General features: G+C 30.9%; 12 protein-coding genes. 7 read left to right on the forward strand and 5 right to left on the reverse strand.

Annotated features, from left to right (window positions below):
- Positions 1-93 precede the first annotated feature (93 nt).
- Together DES33_RS00260 and DES33_RS00265 are read left to right on the forward strand one after the other, a co-directional pair.
- The gene (locus DES33_RS00260; RefSeq protein ID WP_110057768.1) at positions 94-1635 is read left to right on the forward strand and encodes an ATP-binding cassette domain-containing protein; all 1542 of its coding nucleotides are present in this window, start codon (positions 94-96) and stop codon (positions 1633-1635) included.
- Positions 1628-3157: an ATP-binding cassette domain-containing protein gene (locus DES33_RS00265; RefSeq protein ID WP_227930629.1), complete on the forward strand. Its 1530-nt coding sequence runs from the start codon at positions 1628-1630 to the stop codon at positions 3155-3157. Before DES33_RS00260 ends, DES33_RS00265 begins: the two co-directional genes overlap by 8 nt.
- A gap of 32 nt (positions 3158-3189) precedes the next feature.
- On the opposite strand, the gene DES33_RS00270 is transcribed toward DES33_RS00265, so the two are convergent.
- Both DES33_RS00270 and DES33_RS00275 read right to left on the reverse strand, forming a co-directional pair.
- Positions 3190-4341: an iron-containing alcohol dehydrogenase gene (locus tag DES33_RS00270; RefSeq protein ID WP_110057769.1), complete on the reverse strand. Its 1152-nt coding sequence runs from the start codon at positions 4339-4341 to the stop codon at positions 3190-3192.
- Positions 4342-4436: 95 nt separating this feature from the next.
- Entirely contained in the window at positions 4437-5879 is a 1443-nt protein-coding gene (locus tag DES33_RS00275; protein WP_110057770.1) for a PALP domain-containing protein, read from the reverse strand.
- A gap of 224 nt (positions 5880-6103) precedes the next feature.
- Between DES33_RS00275 and DES33_RS00280 the strand changes: the two genes are divergently transcribed.
- Positions 6104-7678, forward strand: coding sequence for an ATP-binding cassette domain-containing protein (locus DES33_RS00280; protein ID WP_110057771.1), 1575 nt, complete (start codon positions 6104-6106; stop codon positions 7676-7678).
- 29 nt (positions 7679-7707) lie between these two features.
- On the opposite strand, the gene hydF is transcribed toward DES33_RS00280, so the two are convergent.
- The 3 genes from hydF to hydE are packed head-to-tail and all read right to left on the reverse strand — an operon-like array spanning position 7708 to position 11273.
- On the reverse strand, positions 7708-8859 hold the full coding sequence (gene hydF, locus DES33_RS00285; protein ID WP_110057772.1) for a [FeFe] hydrogenase H-cluster maturation GTPase HydF: 1152 nt from the start codon (positions 8857-8859) through the stop codon (positions 7708-7710).
- Positions 8834-10240 (reverse strand): [FeFe] hydrogenase H-cluster radical SAM maturase HydG, encoded by a 1407-nt coding sequence (hydG, locus tag DES33_RS00290; RefSeq protein WP_110057773.1) that lies wholly within the window; start codon positions 10238-10240, stop codon positions 8834-8836. The genes hydF and hydG overlap by 26 nt, the downstream gene beginning before the upstream one ends.
- 1 nt (position 10241) lies before the next feature.
- Positions 10242-11273, reverse strand: coding sequence for a [FeFe] hydrogenase H-cluster radical SAM maturase HydE (gene hydE, locus DES33_RS00295; protein ID WP_170111611.1), 1032 nt, complete (start codon positions 11271-11273; stop codon positions 10242-10244).
- Positions 11274-11459: 186 nt separating this feature from the next.
- On the opposite strand from hydE, the gene nuoE reads away from it, so the two are divergent.
- The 4 genes from nuoE (at position 11460) to DES33_RS00315 (ending at position 16508) form a co-directional block, all read left to right on the forward strand.
- Positions 11460-11927, forward strand: coding sequence for an NADH-quinone oxidoreductase subunit NuoE (nuoE, locus tag DES33_RS00300; protein ID WP_110057775.1), 468 nt, complete (start codon positions 11460-11462; stop codon positions 11925-11927).
- Positions 11927-13507, forward strand: coding sequence for an NADH-ubiquinone oxidoreductase-F iron-sulfur binding region domain-containing protein (locus DES33_RS00305; RefSeq protein ID WP_110057776.1), 1581 nt, complete (start codon positions 11927-11929; stop codon positions 13505-13507). The genes nuoE and DES33_RS00305 overlap by 1 nt, the downstream gene beginning before the upstream one ends.
- Positions 13508-13516: 9 nt before the next feature.
- Positions 13517-15256, forward strand: coding sequence for an NADH-dependent [FeFe] hydrogenase, group A6 (locus DES33_RS00310; RefSeq protein WP_110057777.1), 1740 nt, complete (start codon positions 13517-13519; stop codon positions 15254-15256).
- A 112-nt stretch (positions 15257-15368) separates the two neighbouring features.
- Complete coding sequence (locus tag DES33_RS00315) at positions 15369-16508, forward strand: YibE/F family protein (protein ID WP_110057778.1); 1140 nt, start codon at positions 15369-15371, stop codon at positions 16506-16508.
- Positions 16509-16519: the final 11 nt, after the last annotated feature.

The following is a 16519-nucleotide window of genomic DNA, read 5'->3' on the forward strand; positions in this document are numbered from 1 at the left end:
AATGATATCATAAAACAATGTAGATTTGAAATTTATTCTATTTCGCAAGATTTTATTAGGTGGTATAATCAAAAAAGAGAGGAATTTGTGATTATGAAAACTAAAGAGAAAAAATATTTTATTTATTCAAGTTTGTTTTATGTATTTATTTTTGTGCTTGATTTTTTAGTGTCTGTAATTACATCAAATTTTGCAGACGAATTTGTAAAACTAAATACAGTAGAATTTCAAAATACAATAAAAACTATGTTAATTATAATATTAGTATTTGGTGTGAAATTTTTATTAGAAAAACTGATACCTTATAAATTAGAATTAATAAAACATCAATTAAAATTTCAGTTTAAAAATAATATACTAAAAGATATTTACAATTTACGAAAAGAATTGTTATTCGAATTGTCAGGAGAGCAAGTTTTGCAAATTGTAGATAAGGATAGCGAAATCGTAGCAAGTTTTAGGTATGAATATTTGGTAGAATTTTTTTCTTCATTATTTATTTTTGCGATGGTACTTGTTTCATTTTTGGTTTTAAGTTATAAGGTGACTTTTATTTTTGTTTTATTAGCTATTTTGCAAGTAATACCGCCAATAATTACTAAAAATAGCTTATATAAGATTTACATGGATACTAGAAAAATAGAACAAGATACTACTAACTGGATTATTTCAGCATCAGAAGGAAGAGATGTTTTGAAAACTTTTAATGCGACTGATTGGTATTTTAAAAATAAAAGGAATTTAGATGAACTGAATGTAAATGCTGGTACTAAGGCTGAAATTGCATTTGCACTTGAAAATGCTATGTATTCTCTGTTAGATTTGATTTTAAAAATAGTTAGTTATGCAATTATAGGTATAGCAATCTATAATCAGGAAATTTCCATTGCTGATTCGGTGTTTATGATTATGTTACTTAGTACGTTTTATTCCAATTTTGAGAATATAATAAAATATATTTCGAAGGTTCAAGAATTCAATGTATCAAAAACTAGAATAAATAATATTTTAAATAAAGATATTAATAGTAATGATGTAACAATTTCGGATACTGATTCTCTAATAGATTTAAAAATTGAAGATTTAGATTTTTGTCAAAATTTAAATGGAACAAATCTTAAATTAGAAAAAGGAGATAAAATTCTAATTTCTGGGAGTAATGGCAAAGGGAAAACAACCATTTTCAATTTGATTTTAGGACTTTTACACTCAAATAGCAAATTGGTTATTAGAGATGTTCCAGAAAGACTTATAAGTTATTTAAATCAAAATGATTTATGTATTTCTTTTACAATGAGAGAGATTATGGGTATGCTTGAAGGAAAAGAATACGTTAAAAAAGTCCAAGAACTCTGCAATTATTTTGGGATTAAGGAGCTTGAATGGAGTAAATACTTAGGTGAATTATCAGGTGGAGAAAGGAAAAAATTCGCATTAGCAGTTTGTCTGGCATCTGATAAGAATATACTTTTGTTAGATGAACCGACAAATCATTTAGATGATAGATCAGTGGAAAAACTAATCGGTGTTTTAAGATCTGATTCACGAGAAATGATTGTAATTAGTCATGATAAAAGGTTAAATAAAATATGCAATAAAACTTTAGATTTAGATAGCGGTGATAATTATGTATAAGGATTTATTCAAGTCTATGAGGCTTGGCGCAATATTAGGCCTGATTAGCAATATAATTCAAGATGTGTCAGCAGTTTTCATAGCGACTGTTTTGGGAACTTTTACATCTGCAGTATTGAATTCAGATATAAAAATGATGAAATCTTCAATATATAAGTTGCTCATTGCTATTTTGATTACTGTAGTTTTGATACCTATTTTTCAGATTTTATCAAATAAAATTATCCTGAAAAATAGTTTTACTCACGAAAATTTGCTAATAGACAAATACTTAAAATTTGATGAAAGTATTTTAAGAGATATAAAATCTTATAAATTTGACAATATTATAGAAAAAGAAGCAACTATGCTTAGATTGAATTTTATATGGGCATTTCAAAATATTTCAGAAGCTTTAATAATAGTTTTAATTTTGATAATAAGCTTGAAAGAATTACCAATTTATTATTTCATATTCATAGTTGCTATGGGATTTTTAAGATTTGTATCATTTACTACTTTTAAGAATGAAGTTTCTGAATATACAAGAGACAAATATACATTTAAAGAAAATGAAAGAAAAATATTATTTTCTTGCTCTTTTGAAAAAGATTGGTTGAAATTTAATAATTTGTACACAAAATTCATACAGGTATACAAAGAATTATTTGATGAATTTCTGAATGATAAAATATCAACAGGAGAAATGTACACTAAAACTCAAAACGCAGTAAGAAATTTAGCAGATGGATTGTTTCTAATATTAGTAGTGGGATTTGGAATTATTCTATGTTTCAAGCAAATTATAGGAATCAATTCAATAATAAAAGTTTTAGCTATGTCTGTTATTATCAATAAATTTTTTGATTGCGTTAAAAAATCTGTGGATTCATTTATTCAATTAAAAAGTTTAAAAGTTAATGTTGGAAAATTTTATTCAGATATTTCTCAAAAGAAGAATTTTGATAATAAAACAAATCATATTGAAATTATTGCTGAAAATCTAAGTTACACGGTAAATGATAAAAACATTTTAAACCCTGTAAATTTTATTATAAAAAAAGGAGATAAAGTTAAAATATCCGGAGAAAATGGAACTGGAAAAACAACTTTAATTAAAATTTTAAGTAACATTTATACCGATTATAATGGAAATATTAGTATTAATAGCACAGAGTTAAATAATGCTAAGAATATCAACATAAATTATTTTTGTCAAAACTCTTATGTTTTTCCAACTACTGTGAAAGAGAATATTTTCCTTGGGAAGAATAAAATAGATACTGTATTCACAGATAATAAGTTACTAATGAAAACAGATGTGAATGGTATATCTGGTGGGGAAAAACACAAAATAACTTTGGATAGAGCGTTAATAGGAAACTCAAATATATTTATATTTGATGAACCACTCAATCACTTGGATAGCGAATCAACCGAAAAATTTCTGAAAGTTTTTGATGAAATTGAAGGAATAGTTATTTTTGTCGACCATAAAAACATAATTAAAAACTACAATAAAGAAATAATTTTATCTCACTAAAAAATCTGCCTATTTCAAGGCAGATTTTAGTTCTAATATGCGTTATTGTAAATTGTTTCGATGTCTGATGTTGACAAATCTGAGTAGCTTGTTTTATATGCAGCTGTGTTTTCAGCCATTTCTTTGATTTTGTCTTTTGGAATGTCAAGTTCACGAAGTGTAGTTGGAGCTCCGATTTCTTTGAAGAAGTTTTGTAGTGCTTCGATTGATTCTAGCGCTAATTCTTCATCTGTTTTTCCTTCTGGATCTATATTCCACACGTTGATTGCAAAGCTTCTGAATTTTTCCAAATGATTTTTGTAGACAAATTTCAAATAATTTGGATGAACTACTGCAAGTCCCATTCCGTGAGTTACATCAAAATATGCGGATAATGTGTGTTCCAATTTGTGACTTAACCAATCTGAGCTTTTGCCAGTGGCAGTAAGTCCGTTGATTGCAAGGGTACTTGCCCACATTAGATTGCTTCTAGCTTGGTAATCTTCAGGATTTTTGAGAGCTACTCTTATACTGTCGATTACAGTTTTCATCAAACTTTCTGATATATTATCTGTTGTGTTTTCATAATCTGGTTCTGAAAAATATTCTTCCATTATGTGGCTGAACATATCGCAAGTTCCGCTGATTAATTGATATTTTGGAAGTGAATATGTGTATGTTGGGTCGATTATTGAAAATACTGGATACAATAATCTGTGTCCGTAGCCGTATTTTTTCTTTCTTTCAATATTTGAAATTACACAACTACCATCCATTTCACTACCAGTTCCAGCCATTGTAATTACTGTTCCAAGTTTGATAGCGTCTGTTGGTTTGTTTTTTTCTTCGAAGAAATAATCCCAGAAATCTTCATTAGTTTTTGCACCCATTGCAATAGCTTTTGAGCAGTCCAATGTTGAGCCACCACCGACAGCTAGTATAAAATCAATGTCATTTTCTTTACAGATTTTAATTCCTTCATAAACTTTGTCAGTTCTAGGGTTTGGAGTGATTCCTGAAAGTTCAAAAATTTCTTTGCCCTTTAAGTTCTCCATAACATTATCGTAGACTCCGTTTTTCTTGATGCTTCCTCCACCATAAGTTACTAAAATTTTATTGTAATCTTTTAATTCTTCTTTTAGGTTTGTAACTTGACCTTTACCAAAATGTACTCTTACAGGATTGTAAAATGTAAAATTGTTCATAATGCCCCCTTGTTTTATTTCAAAATTTCTCTTATTTTAATATATATCCGATATTTGATTATTTAAAACAAAAAGCAGCGTGAAATTTGCGCCGCTTAATTCATTTCTTGTATTTTTTTGTAAACTATATCTTTGATTTCAGTTGAATCAAAAATCGTAGTGTCAATTTTTTTGATGTTTTGTAAATTATCGGGAATAGGCGATTTTATAAAAGAGTTTAACTTTTCCAAAGCCATATTTATATCCAAATTTTCATTGTACCCGAATGATTTCAACACATTTTCCGTAGAAGAATATGGTGATGTTGTAGCCATAATTATTGAAGGAGTGTAGTCATAAGAATCGATGACATATTTGTCGTAGGCAAGAGAAGCCATCGCAGTTTGAGGGGATAATGGATACTGACATTCCAAGAATAATCTCAAAATTTTCTGACTGACTTCATCACTTGTCATGCTGTAAGTTTCAATACAACTCAATTTTTGTAGTTCTTCAGGATATAAAGTGAATTTATTTTTTTCTCTAAAATCGGTGTAAATCTCTCTTATTCTATCTTGATTATTTATCAAATGATGAAGCAATCTTTCGATATTCGCCAAGACCAATCTTTCAAATGAAGTGGATTCTTCACCGAAAACTTCGTCATAGACAAATTCTCCCGTATCCAAGAATTTTTTGAAAGACAATGGACTTTTTGTTGCACAAATTATTTTATTAATAGGAAGTCCCATTCTTTTTGCATAGAAACAAGCCATTATATTGCCGAAATTTTCCGTAGGAATACTTACGTTGATTCTTTTTCCAGCTTCTATCTCTCCGTATTTTACCATTGTCACATAACTGTAAAAATAATAAATAACTTGAGTGAGAACTCTGATTATATTCAAAGAATTGCACGTAGAAATAACCGATTCTTTTTGTGCAATCAAATTTTTGATATCAGAATCATTTATCAAACTATCCACCAATTTTTTACATTCATAAAAATCACCATCTACGCCAATTGCACAGACATTATCGGAAAGCGTGGATAATAATTTTGATTTTTCGATATCTGAGATATTATTTGGATAAAACACGAAAACTTTTGTGTTCATCTTTTTAAAATTCTCAATCGTGGACACAGAAATATCAGTGGAAGCTGTGAACAGGTATAAGTTTTTCACATCTTCATTATTATTTAAATTAATATCTATAAATTTAGAGATAATACTCAATGACAAGTCCCTATAAGACAGACTTTTGTTGTTGAAAAGTTCAACGTAGCATCTATCATTCGTTTTTCTCAAAAAAACATTAGGCTCATCTCCATCGTAAGCGTTATTTACAATGCTTGATATTGAATCTTCGTCGATGTCAGTTAAAAAATGCTTCAAAATATATATAGCAAGTTCGTTATATGTCATATCTCTAAGCACATCAATATCGTACAAATTATCTAAATTCAAAGGAACGTAAATATCATCATTTATACAATTGAAGATTACTTCTTGAGAATCGATAGTTATTGAATTATCTCTAGTGCTAATAAATTTCATATTTCCTCCTAATATTATTCTAATTATATCATTTTATGAGATTTAAGTTAATCTTTTTAAATTTTGATGAATTTTAGGTAAAATTATGCCGAAAATATAACGAGAAGCTTATAACTATTGTTTATTTTTTTTTGAAGAGTATAATAATAGTAAAGCGTTTTCTAATCAATAGAATTGATTGTAGCTTTGGGTAAGAATTATAAAATTGAAGGAGATAGGGCATTATGATAAAAGTAATTCTTAAGAAGAACATCAAGTTTATGGCAGTATCTTTGATTATGAGTTTAATTATGGTTGTGGCGATACTGTCCGTACCATTTTTAAGTAATAAAATTTTCAGAGATATAACAAACATTCAAAAAAGTGATTTGTACTTATTGTTTGGGATAATGGTGTTAAATTATTTTATTCAAATAGGGCTGATATTGTTAAAAGAAAAAGTAGCGGTGAATGTGAATTCAGAAAACTTGGATAATTTTATGAAAGATTTATTTCATGTGAAATACGACACTATGATAAATTTGGGAAACATTTCACTGATTACGAAGATTTCTAAGTTGACTAATTCTATTTACAGTTTTTTGATTGATGATGTAAATACAATGGTTAGTTCTATTTTGATAATTATTGGAGCTTTGATTTTTGTTTCAATTCAAAATATTTATTATGGTTTGATTTTATTAGCGATAATACCATTTACATTTTTCGGATTTAAATTAATCAATAAGAAATTATCTGAAAAATGCGTATCACTATCTGCAATTACTTCCAAAAACTACCAAGATTTTAACAATATTTACAGCAATCCAGATTTTTTGAAACAATACTCCAAGTTTGATGGTTTTGATAATCTTATCAACAAGAAAATCGTGGAAATTTTTGAAGCACACAAAAGCGTTAATCAATTCGCAGGTGCAGCAAGTAGTAGTATTAGAATGTTTAACGAGCTTGTGCAAAATGCTTTGTTGATATGGATAAGTTACAATGTTACCATTGGAAATGCTAAGTTATACTCAATTGTGGTGTTTACTTTGGTAATCAATGTATTCTTCGACTCATTGTATTCATTAAATGGAGTAAATATCGACTTAACGAATTTGAAGGTGGATTCTGGATTTTATAAGGAAAATATTTTAGATAATTTAGAAAAGAAAGACGGAATTGCTGTTGAAAATACTATTAGCAAAGTGAAGTTTGAAAATCCTGTTGTGAAAATATTGGACACTGAGTTCAAATTTGAAATTAATGAAGAATTTTATCCTTCAGACATTGTATACATAGACGCAAAAAGCGGTGCAGGTAAAAGTACACTTCTACGTTCGCTGTTGAATATCAGAGATGTTGAGGGAATATCTATCAACGAAAAGGAAGTTAATTCATTATCTTTGGATGAATTAAGAGAAAAGGTCGCATACGTTCCACAAAATCCACTTATCATTCCTGCAAGTTTGAGGGAAAATATTTTGGTGGATGCAGTAAAAGACAAATCTATCGATGAAAAAATATTGTCTATGGATGTTTTGAAGCCTGTGTTGAAGAATAAAAACTTGGATTCAGAAATTTTGGCAAATGGAGAAAACTTATCGGGAGGAGAAAAACAAAGAGTATCCATCGTTAGAAGTCTTATGAGAGATGCAGATGTTTATATTTTTGATGAAATAACTAGCAACTTGGATTCAGAATCACAGGAAGATTTCTTCTCGAATTTTATTAAAGATATCGACAATAAAATCGTGTTCATTATAAGTCATGATAAAAAAGTACAAAAATATTGCAACAAAACAATGCAAGTAAAATAAGAAACGAGCTGATTTAATTCAGCTCGTTTTTAATATGTGATTCTGTCTAATATTTTATTGATTTTCGCAAGAACAATTCCATAATTGGTCATTGGTATGTTGTGCGATTTTGCGAAATTCGTTTTGCTTTGCATGTACATTTTGTTTTGCATACAGCCACCACAATGAATTATCAAATCGTATTTGCAAGCTACGTTGAAGAAATCATCTCCTCTTGTGAAATCAATTGTAACATTTGGATTGATTTTACGAATTAAAGATGGAATTTTGACTCTTCCGATGTCTTCTTCTTTTGGTGAGTGAGTACAAGCTTCTGTTATCAATATTTTCACATCATCTGTCAAATTATCAAGCACTGATACTGATTGGATAAAATAATTGAGGTCGCCTTTGTTTTTTGCGAAAAGTATTGAAAATGATGTTAGTTTTATATTTTTGTCCAAAATTTTGTCTACTTCTTTGAAAACTTTTGAATCTGTGATTACAAGGTCTGGTTTTTTCATCATTTGTAGTGATTGCTCTAAAGTTTCTAGTCCTGTGCTTAAAACCAAGCATTCCTTGTCCAAAAGCTCTTTCATTATTTGAGATTGGGGAAGGATTAATCTTCCTGTTGGACTGCTTTTGTCTTGAGGCATTACTAAAAGAATTTTGTCGTGATTATTCACCAATCCATCTGTTATTGATGATGATTTTGGAATTAAATTTTCTGAAATCTTTTTTAATAATAAGTCGACATTTTTTTCAGTTAGTGCATTTACAGATAAAATTTCAGAGTTCTTTGGTTTAATCATTGCAGACGATTTGTTGTTGAATACTTTTATTATTTTGACGTTTGTATCGGTTTCAAAATCAATTTGAGTTTTGTTCATATCGTCTGTTACATAAATTATCAAATCAGCGGACTTGATTTCATTGAGAGTTTTTGATTTTCTGTCTTCTCCAAGAGATGTATCGTCATCAAGTCCTGCCGTATCCACAATTGTGCACGCGCCAACACCGTCAATTTCTATAGTTTGCTTAACAGTATCTGTGGTAGTTCCTTTGATGTTGGATGTAATCGAAACATTTTGTTTGCAAATTTTATTGATTAAAGTTGACTTACCAACGTTGGTATCGCCGACGATTACGATTCTGTTTTTCATCGATTTGTGAGCGTTAGAATCTGAAATCTCTGTTGCCATTTTCTATTTCCTGTAAATATTCTTTAGTTTTTTCTCGGACTTTTTCATTTGGAATATTTGCTAATTCTTTTTGGATTATTTCTTCACCTTTTTTCTTCGTTTCATCACTGGCATAATCCATCAAGTATTCCTTCAATGTTAGTAGTGCATTTGGACCGCAGACATTGAGGATTTGTTTTGATTTACAAAGTGACATGAATCGGTCGCCAGTTCTTCCTTCTCTGTAACAAGCTGTACAAAAACTTGGAATGTGTCCCATATCCAACAGCCAATTTACAACTTCATCCAAGCTTCTCTTGTCAGATGTATCAAATTGAGAAGTTTCATCTTCTTCTACACAATATCCACCGACAGATGTACGAGATCCACCAGAAATTTGGCTGACACCGACTTTCAAAGCTTTTTCTCTGCTTTTTTGTGATTCTCTTGTAGAGACGATTATTCCAGTGTAAGGAACCGCAATTCGCAATAACGAAACTATTTTTATGAAAATATCATCTGATAATGCGTTTTCAAAATCGTTCGTGTCGATATCATCAGCAGGACAAATTCTAGGCACGCTAATTGTGTGAGGGCCAAAGCCAAACTTTTCTTCCAAATGTTCCTTGTGCATCATTAGCCCAACGAGTTCGTAATCGTATGTTTCCAAGCCAAACAACACACCAACACCAACATCGTCAATTCCACCTTCCATTGCACGATCCATCGCTTCAGTGTGATAATCGTAGTTGTGTTTTGGTCCAGTTGGGTGTAAAATTTCGTAGTTTTCTTTGTTGTATGTTTCTTGAAATAAAATGTAAGTTCCAATTCCAGCTTCTTTTAATTTTCTGTAGTTTTCAACAGTAGTAGCTGCAATGTTTACATTGACACGTCTAATTGATCCGTTTTCGTGTTTGATAGAATAAATAGTCTTGATGCTTTCTAATAAATATTCCATCGTATTTATCCTGTCGTCTTCTCCCATTTCAAGAGCAAGTCTTTTGTGTCCCATATCCATGAGTGCGATTGTTTCTTTTTTTATTTCTTCTTGTGTAAGTTTTTTTCTTGGAATAGTTTTGTTCTTAGCGTGATAAGGACAATATGTACAGCCGTTTATGCAGTAGTTTGATAAGTATAATGGCGCAAAAAGAACAATTCTGTTTCCATAATAATCGTTTTTGATTTTGTTTGCTAATTTGAAAATCTCATCCCATACTTCATCTTTGTTGCAATTAATTAAATATGCAACCTCTTCGTGAGTTAATCCTTTTTCTTTTTTTGCTTTTTCGACAATGTCCATGTAAAATTCCAATGGTTTTTGTTTTTTGGATTCGTCCAAGCATCTCAAAATTTCTTCATTAGATATAAATTCAACAGCTTTATCGCTTTTTTTATCGTACATTTTATTCACCATAATTTCCTATACTCATATTTGGGTTAAACCCAAGTTCTTCTATTTTTTCTTTTAATTTTTCAAAATTGCCAGATATTTGAATTTCGAAATCTTTTTTATCGTTGTAAATCGAATAATTTTTCCTATTTTCAACAGGAGAAACATTAGGCATCAGAACATTTCCTCCAACACTCAAACCTTTTTTAATTGAGTCCTTGTCTAATGTTGATAGTGCTGTTGTGATTGGAATAAGAGCCTTAAGGTCAATTAATCTTATCATTGCCAAAAGAAAATATGTCAAATCCAAATCACCGTGCTCATAATTTTCAAAAGGAGTGTTGTCAGCGGGAATAAATGGACCAATTCCAACCATTTCCGGTTGAAGTTCTTGAATGAAATACAAGTCCTTTGCCAATGTTAAATCAGTTTGAAAAGGAGACCCTACCATCATTCCACATCCAGTTTGAAAGTGAAGACTTTTTAAATTTTTTAGGCAGTCTTTTCTGTGATCAAGACTCATCGATTTGGGATGAAGCTTCGAATAGTGATTTTCATCATTTGTTTCGTGACGAAGCAAATATCTATCAGCTCCAGCGTTTTTTAATTTTTCGTAGGAAGAAAAATCTCTCTCTCCTAATGAAAGCGTCACAGCAGCATCAGAATATTTTGATTTGATTTCTTTAATTAAATCTATCAAAAACTCATCGGTTATTTCAGAATCTTCTCCACCTTGAAGCACGAATGTCCTGAAGCCTCTCTGGTAAGATCCGTCTACTGACTGTAGTATTTCTTCTTTGGATAATCTGTAGCGATGAGCGTTCTTGTTAGAATGTCTGAGTCCACAATAAAAGCAATCATTTTTGCAGAATGAACTTATCTCCACCAACGCTCTGAAATAAACGTCGGTTTTGTAATAATGTTTTCTTATTTTTAAAGCTTCATTTGCAAAATCATCGTAAAAATTATTTCTATTTTTTATCAAATATTCAAACTCTTGTATTGTTAATTTGTCATTGTTTTTTAATTTTTCTAATAGCTCCAAGCCTTGTATCTCTCCAATTATTAATAAAAATATCTAGCAAAAATTTTCAATATTATAATATTATTAACGCAAGAAATTGTCAAATTTTATTTATGCAGTATCAATTTAATAATTAAAAAAATTTTTGATTGACAACATTTGCATACTTTGCTATGATGAAGTTAACAATAAAAATAAGGGGGAAATATGTGTAATTGTTGCGAAAACAAATTTGATATAAGTTGTTTTCTAAAGGGGAAAGACAAGACCGATTTGATTGAAGTTTTGCATAAAGTTCAAGATAAGTACGGTTATATTCCACAAGAAGTTGTGGATAAAATTTCAGAAGAATTTGATATTACACCAGCTAGTATTTACGGTGTAATCACTTTTTACTCAAGATTTACCTTGAAACCAAAAGGAAAGTACGCGATTTCTGTGTGTATGGGAACTGCATGTTATGTAAAAGGTGCTGAAAATTTGTTGGATGAATTTTCCAAGAGATTGGGAATAGAAGTAGGCGATACTACAGATGATTTGATTTTTTCTTTAGTTGAGACGAGATGCGTGGGAGATTGTGCATCAGCGCCTGTGGTTACTGTCAACGATACAGTGTATAAAAATGTTAAGCTTGAAGATGTAGCTGAAATTTTATCAAATGTTAAGGAGTCGTAATGGAAAAGACTAATGTAATTGATCAAATTATAAAAGAAAATTCTTCGAAATTTTACGATAGAATTAAAAATGATGATAATTTTGTAGTTGATGGCGAAAAAATAACTAAAAAAGGTGATTTTTTCCAAAAACAAACTAGAATCGCTTTAAAAAACTACGGGATAATTAATCCTGAAAGTATAGAAGAATACATAGTGATGGGTGGATATAAAGCTTTAGAAAAATCCATTTTTGAACTTAGTAATCAAGAAATAATCGACATAGTAAAAGATTCTAATTTGAGAGGTAGAGGTGGAGCAGGTTTCCCAACAGGAAGAAAATGGGAAGGTGCAATGCGTGTAGAATCTGATCAAAAATATGTAATCTGTAACGCAGACGAAGGCGATCCAGGTGCGTACATGGACAGATCGATTCTAGAAGGAGACCCTCACAGCGTAATTGAAGCTATGGCTATCTGTGCGAAAGCAATCGGCGCAGATAAGGGTTATGTTTACATAAGAGCAGAATATCCAAAAGCGGTAGCTGCTTTGAAAAAAGCAATTGATGATGCAAAAAAATACAATCTTTTAGGAGATAACATATTAGGCTCTGATTTTAGTTTTGATTTGAAAATTAGATTGGGAGCTGGAGCATTTGTGTGTGGTGAAGGTACTGCACTAATTCAATCAATTGAAGGTAAAAGAGGTATGCCTCAAGCGAAAGTTTTCAGAACTACTGAAAAAGGTTTGTTCAGAAAACCAACTGTACTTAACAACGTTGAAACATTTGCAAATATTGCTGCGATAATTAATAACGGAGCTGACTGGTTCAAATCAATCGGTACGGAAGATTCTCCAGGAACAAAAGTTTTCGCATTGGTTGGTAAGGTAAATAATGCTGGACTTGTAGAAGTTCCAATGGGCATGACAATCAATGAAATAGTTTTTGATATTGGTGGAGGAATTCCTGATAACAGAAAAGTAAAAGCTGTTCAAACTGGTGGACCATCTGGTGGTTGTATTCCAGAAGAACTTTTCGATACAAAAGTTGATTTTATTTCTCTTGCAAGAATTGGTTCAATCATGGGTTCAGGAGGAATGGTTGTAATGGATGAAACTGACTGTATGGTCGACATTGCAAAATTCTTCATGAAATTTACTGTTGATGAATCATGCGGAAAATGTACTCCATGTAGAATTGGTAACAAAAGAGTGCTTGAAATTCTTGAAAGAATCACATCTGGTCAAGGCGAATTAGAAGATTTGGATTTGCTTGACGATTTGTGTGCTGTAATTACGGATTCAAGCTTGTGTGGTTTGGGAAAAACTGCGACAACTCCTGTTATTAGTTCTATGAAATATTTCAGGGATGAATACAAAGAACACATTGTCGATAAAAAATGTCGCGCATCAGTATGTAAAGATTTATTGCAATATACAATTACAGAAAAATGTGTTGGCTGTGGAATTTGTAAAAAACAATGTCCGGTTAATGCTATTTCTGGAGAAAAAAGAGAAATGCACGAAATCGACACAGATGTTTGTATTAAATGCGATAATTGTCGTAGCGCATGTCCTGTTCATGCAATTGTAAAAATGTAGGAGGGGAATATGTTAAATATTAAAATTAATGATGTAGATGTACAAGTAAAAGAAGGCACTACGATACTTCAAGCTTGCGAAAAAATAAATATACACATTCCTACTTTATGTCATTTGGATATGCATTCATTGGGATTTGTAAATTCAGAAGCGAACTGCAGAGTTTGTATGGTGGAATTAGCTCACAATCATAAATTAGTTCCAGCGTGCAATACTTTAGTTAAAGATAAAATGGAAATCAGAACTGATACTCCAAGAGTTATCAGAACAAGAAGAACTAATATAGAACTTCTTTTGTCAAATCACCCAACAGATTGTTTGGTTTGCGAGAGAAATGGTAACTGTGAATTACAAGATTTGGCAGTGTTGGCAAATATAAAAGACATAAGATTTAAAGGTGAGAGAAAAATATTCGAGCCTGACACAAGTTCTTTTTCAATTATTAGAGACCCGAACAAATGTATTTTGTGTAAAAGATGCGAAACTATGTGTACTAATGTGCAATCAGTTGGTACATTAACTTCAATTGATAGAGGTTTTGAAACAGTTGTAGGAACACAATATCATAAGCCAATGATTGACACTAACTGCGTATTTTGCGGACAATGTTTGTCAGTGTGTCCAACTGGTGCGTTGACAGAAGTAAACAATGTAAGAAAAGTTTATAAAGCATTGAATGACGAAGAAAAAGTTGTTTTGGTTCAGACGGCTCCAGCAGTTAGAGTTGCTTTGGGAGAAGAATTTGGAATGGAAGTTGGAAGTGTCGTTACAGGCAAAATGGTAACTGCTCTTAGAAAAATAGGATTTGATTATGTTTTCGACACAGATTTTGCAGCTGATTTGACAACTATGGAAGAAGCTTACGAATTTGTAGATAGATTCAAAAAACAAGAAAACTTACCAATACTTACAAGTTGTTGTCCAAGCTGGGTTAAATTCATTGAACACAATTTCCCAGATATGTTGAACATTCCATCTACTTGTAAATCTCCACACGAAATGTTCGGTTCAGTTGCCAAGACTTATTTTGCAGAAAAAATAGGCGTTGATCCAAGAAATATCGTTGTAGTTTCTGTGATGCCATGTGTTGCTAAAAAATACGAATCAGCAAGACCAGAACTTGGTTTGACTGAAGATATTTCTGATGTAGATTATGTAATCAGTACGAGAGAATTGGCACACATGATTAAGGAATACTCATTAGATTTTCCAAGCTTAGAAGATTCTGAATTTGACGATCCATTGGGAGAATCATCAGGAGCTGGTGTGATTTTCGGATCAAGTGGTGGTGTATTAGAAGCTGCTGTAAGAACTGCTTACAATATGTTAACTGGTGAAGATCTTGAACAATTAGAGTTCGAAGAACTTAAAGAAATGAGAGGCATCAAAGAATCCAGAATAGAAATTTTAGGAAAAGAAGTTAAAGTTGCTGTTGCAAGTGGACTCGCAAATGCTAGAAGGCTTTTGGAAAGCATCAGAGATGGAAAAGCTCACTACGATATTATAGAAATCATGGCATGTCCTGGTGGATGCATCGGTGGAGCTGGACAACCACTTCTTAGAGGGAATGTTTCGAAATTAGAAAAGAGAATGAATGCTATTCATAAAGAAGACAGGGACAAACCAATCAGAAGATCATACGAAAATAAATCTATCAAAAAGATTTACGATGAGTATTTGGATGCTCCTGGTTCAGAAAAAGCGCATCATTTGCTTCACACTGAATATTCTTCAAGAGCAAAATATTAATTGAATAATTTTTGAAAAAGTTCTTTGGCGATTGCTGAAGAACTTTTTTATTGAAATCAATTATCAAACACATTTTTTTGTAGTATTATAGATAAATGGAGTTGGTGAATAATTGAAAAAAATTTGTAATATATTTTTAGGACTAATTTTGGTCGCGGTTTTTGTAATAAATTTAAAATGGGGAAATAGCGATCATTTGGTAAGTTATGATGGAATTGAACTTGATTATGTAAAAGCTATTGTAGTAGACGTTGTTGATGAAACATTGGATTATCCTTACAATTCAAAGCCTGTTGGAATACAAAACATAAAAGCAAAAATTAGAAATACAGGAGAAATTGTAGATGTGGAAAACAAACTAGAAGCTTCTCATAGTGTTTTAGTAAAGGAAAATGATAAGGTTATTTTGGCAAAAAGCAGAAATCCTCATCATAATTCTGAAACTTTTTACAGGATGTATAATTACGATAGAAGTTTTGGCACAATTTTTTGGATAGTTTTATTCTTAGTTTTCATAGCACTTGTTGCAGGTATTAGAGGAATAAAAAGTACGGTTGCACTTGTTATTAGTATATACATAATTTTGTTTTTCGATATTTCATTGATAATGAATGGATTTAATAATGTTTTGATTACGATTTTAACTGTAATTTTGTGTACTATTTTTTCGACATTGATTTTATATGGTTATTCGAAAATGAGTTTAATTAACATGATTTCTGTTTCGGTGTCATTTATATTTGTGAGCATTTTGGTTAAGTTAATGAGTATTGGACTTAATATTTCAGGATATAATTTGGAAAATGTCGGAGAATTGATACTCGTAATAGGAAAAGAATGGAAATTAAATATCGAAAATTTACTATTTTCTACCGTTGCTATTTCAGCTTTGGGAGCGTCAATGGATGTAAGTGTATCGATAGCTTCTGCGCTAAGAGAAATTCAATCACTAAATAAAGATGTATCGAGCAAAAAATTATTTAAAAGTGGGATGAGTATTGGCAAAGATATTATAGGAACAATGGTAAATACATTGGTATTTGCATTTATTGGATCATCACTTGTGAGCATTATGATTTTTATATTGCACGGAACAAATACTTTTAATAGAGTTGTAAGTTCTGATTTTTTTGCAGTGGAAATTACGAAAGCGTTAATTGGAATTAGCGTTGTGATTATAATGGTTCCGGTTACTTCTTTTTTTGCTTCAAAAATATACAGTGAGAATATTTTTTATAAGCATATCGAATGATATGCTTTTTT

The sequence above is a fragment of the Finegoldia magna genome, assembly GCF_003182075.1.
In the GTDB taxonomy this organism is placed as follows: domain Bacteria; phylum Bacillota; class Clostridia; order Tissierellales; family Peptoniphilaceae; genus Finegoldia; species Finegoldia magna.

Excerpts from the sequence above, each read along its gene's own strand:
- hydF (WP_110057772.1), bottom strand. The coding sequence starts at position 8,859 with ATGGCAACAGAGATTTCAGATTCTAACGCTCACAAATCGATGAAAAAC.
- DES33_RS00270 (WP_110057769.1), bottom strand. The coding sequence starts at position 4,341 with ATGAACAATTTTACATTTTACAATCCTGTAAGAGTACATTTTGGTAAA.
- hydG (WP_110057773.1), bottom strand. The coding sequence starts at position 10,240 with ATGTACGATAAAAAAAGCGATAAAGCTGTTGAATTTATATCTAATGAA.
- DES33_RS00260 (WP_110057768.1), top strand. The coding sequence starts at position 94 with ATGAAAACTAAAGAGAAAAAATATTTTATTTATTCAAGTTTGTTTTAT.
- DES33_RS00305 (WP_110057776.1), top strand. The coding sequence starts at position 11,927 with ATGGAAAAGACTAATGTAATTGATCAAATTATAAAAGAAAATTCTTCG.
- DES33_RS00310 (WP_110057777.1), top strand. The coding sequence starts at position 13,517 with ATGTTAAATATTAAAATTAATGATGTAGATGTACAAGTAAAAGAAGGC.
- DES33_RS00280 (WP_110057771.1), top strand. The coding sequence starts at position 6,104 with ATGATAAAAGTAATTCTTAAGAAGAACATCAAGTTTATGGCAGTATCT.
- nuoE (WP_110057775.1), top strand. The coding sequence starts at position 11,460 with ATGTGTAATTGTTGCGAAAACAAATTTGATATAAGTTGTTTTCTAAAG.
- DES33_RS00265 (WP_227930629.1), top strand. The coding sequence starts at position 1,628 with ATGTATAAGGATTTATTCAAGTCTATGAGGCTTGGCGCAATATTAGGC.
- DES33_RS00275 (WP_110057770.1), bottom strand. The coding sequence starts at position 5,879 with ATGAAATTTATTAGCACTAGAGATAATTCAATAACTATCGATTCTCAA.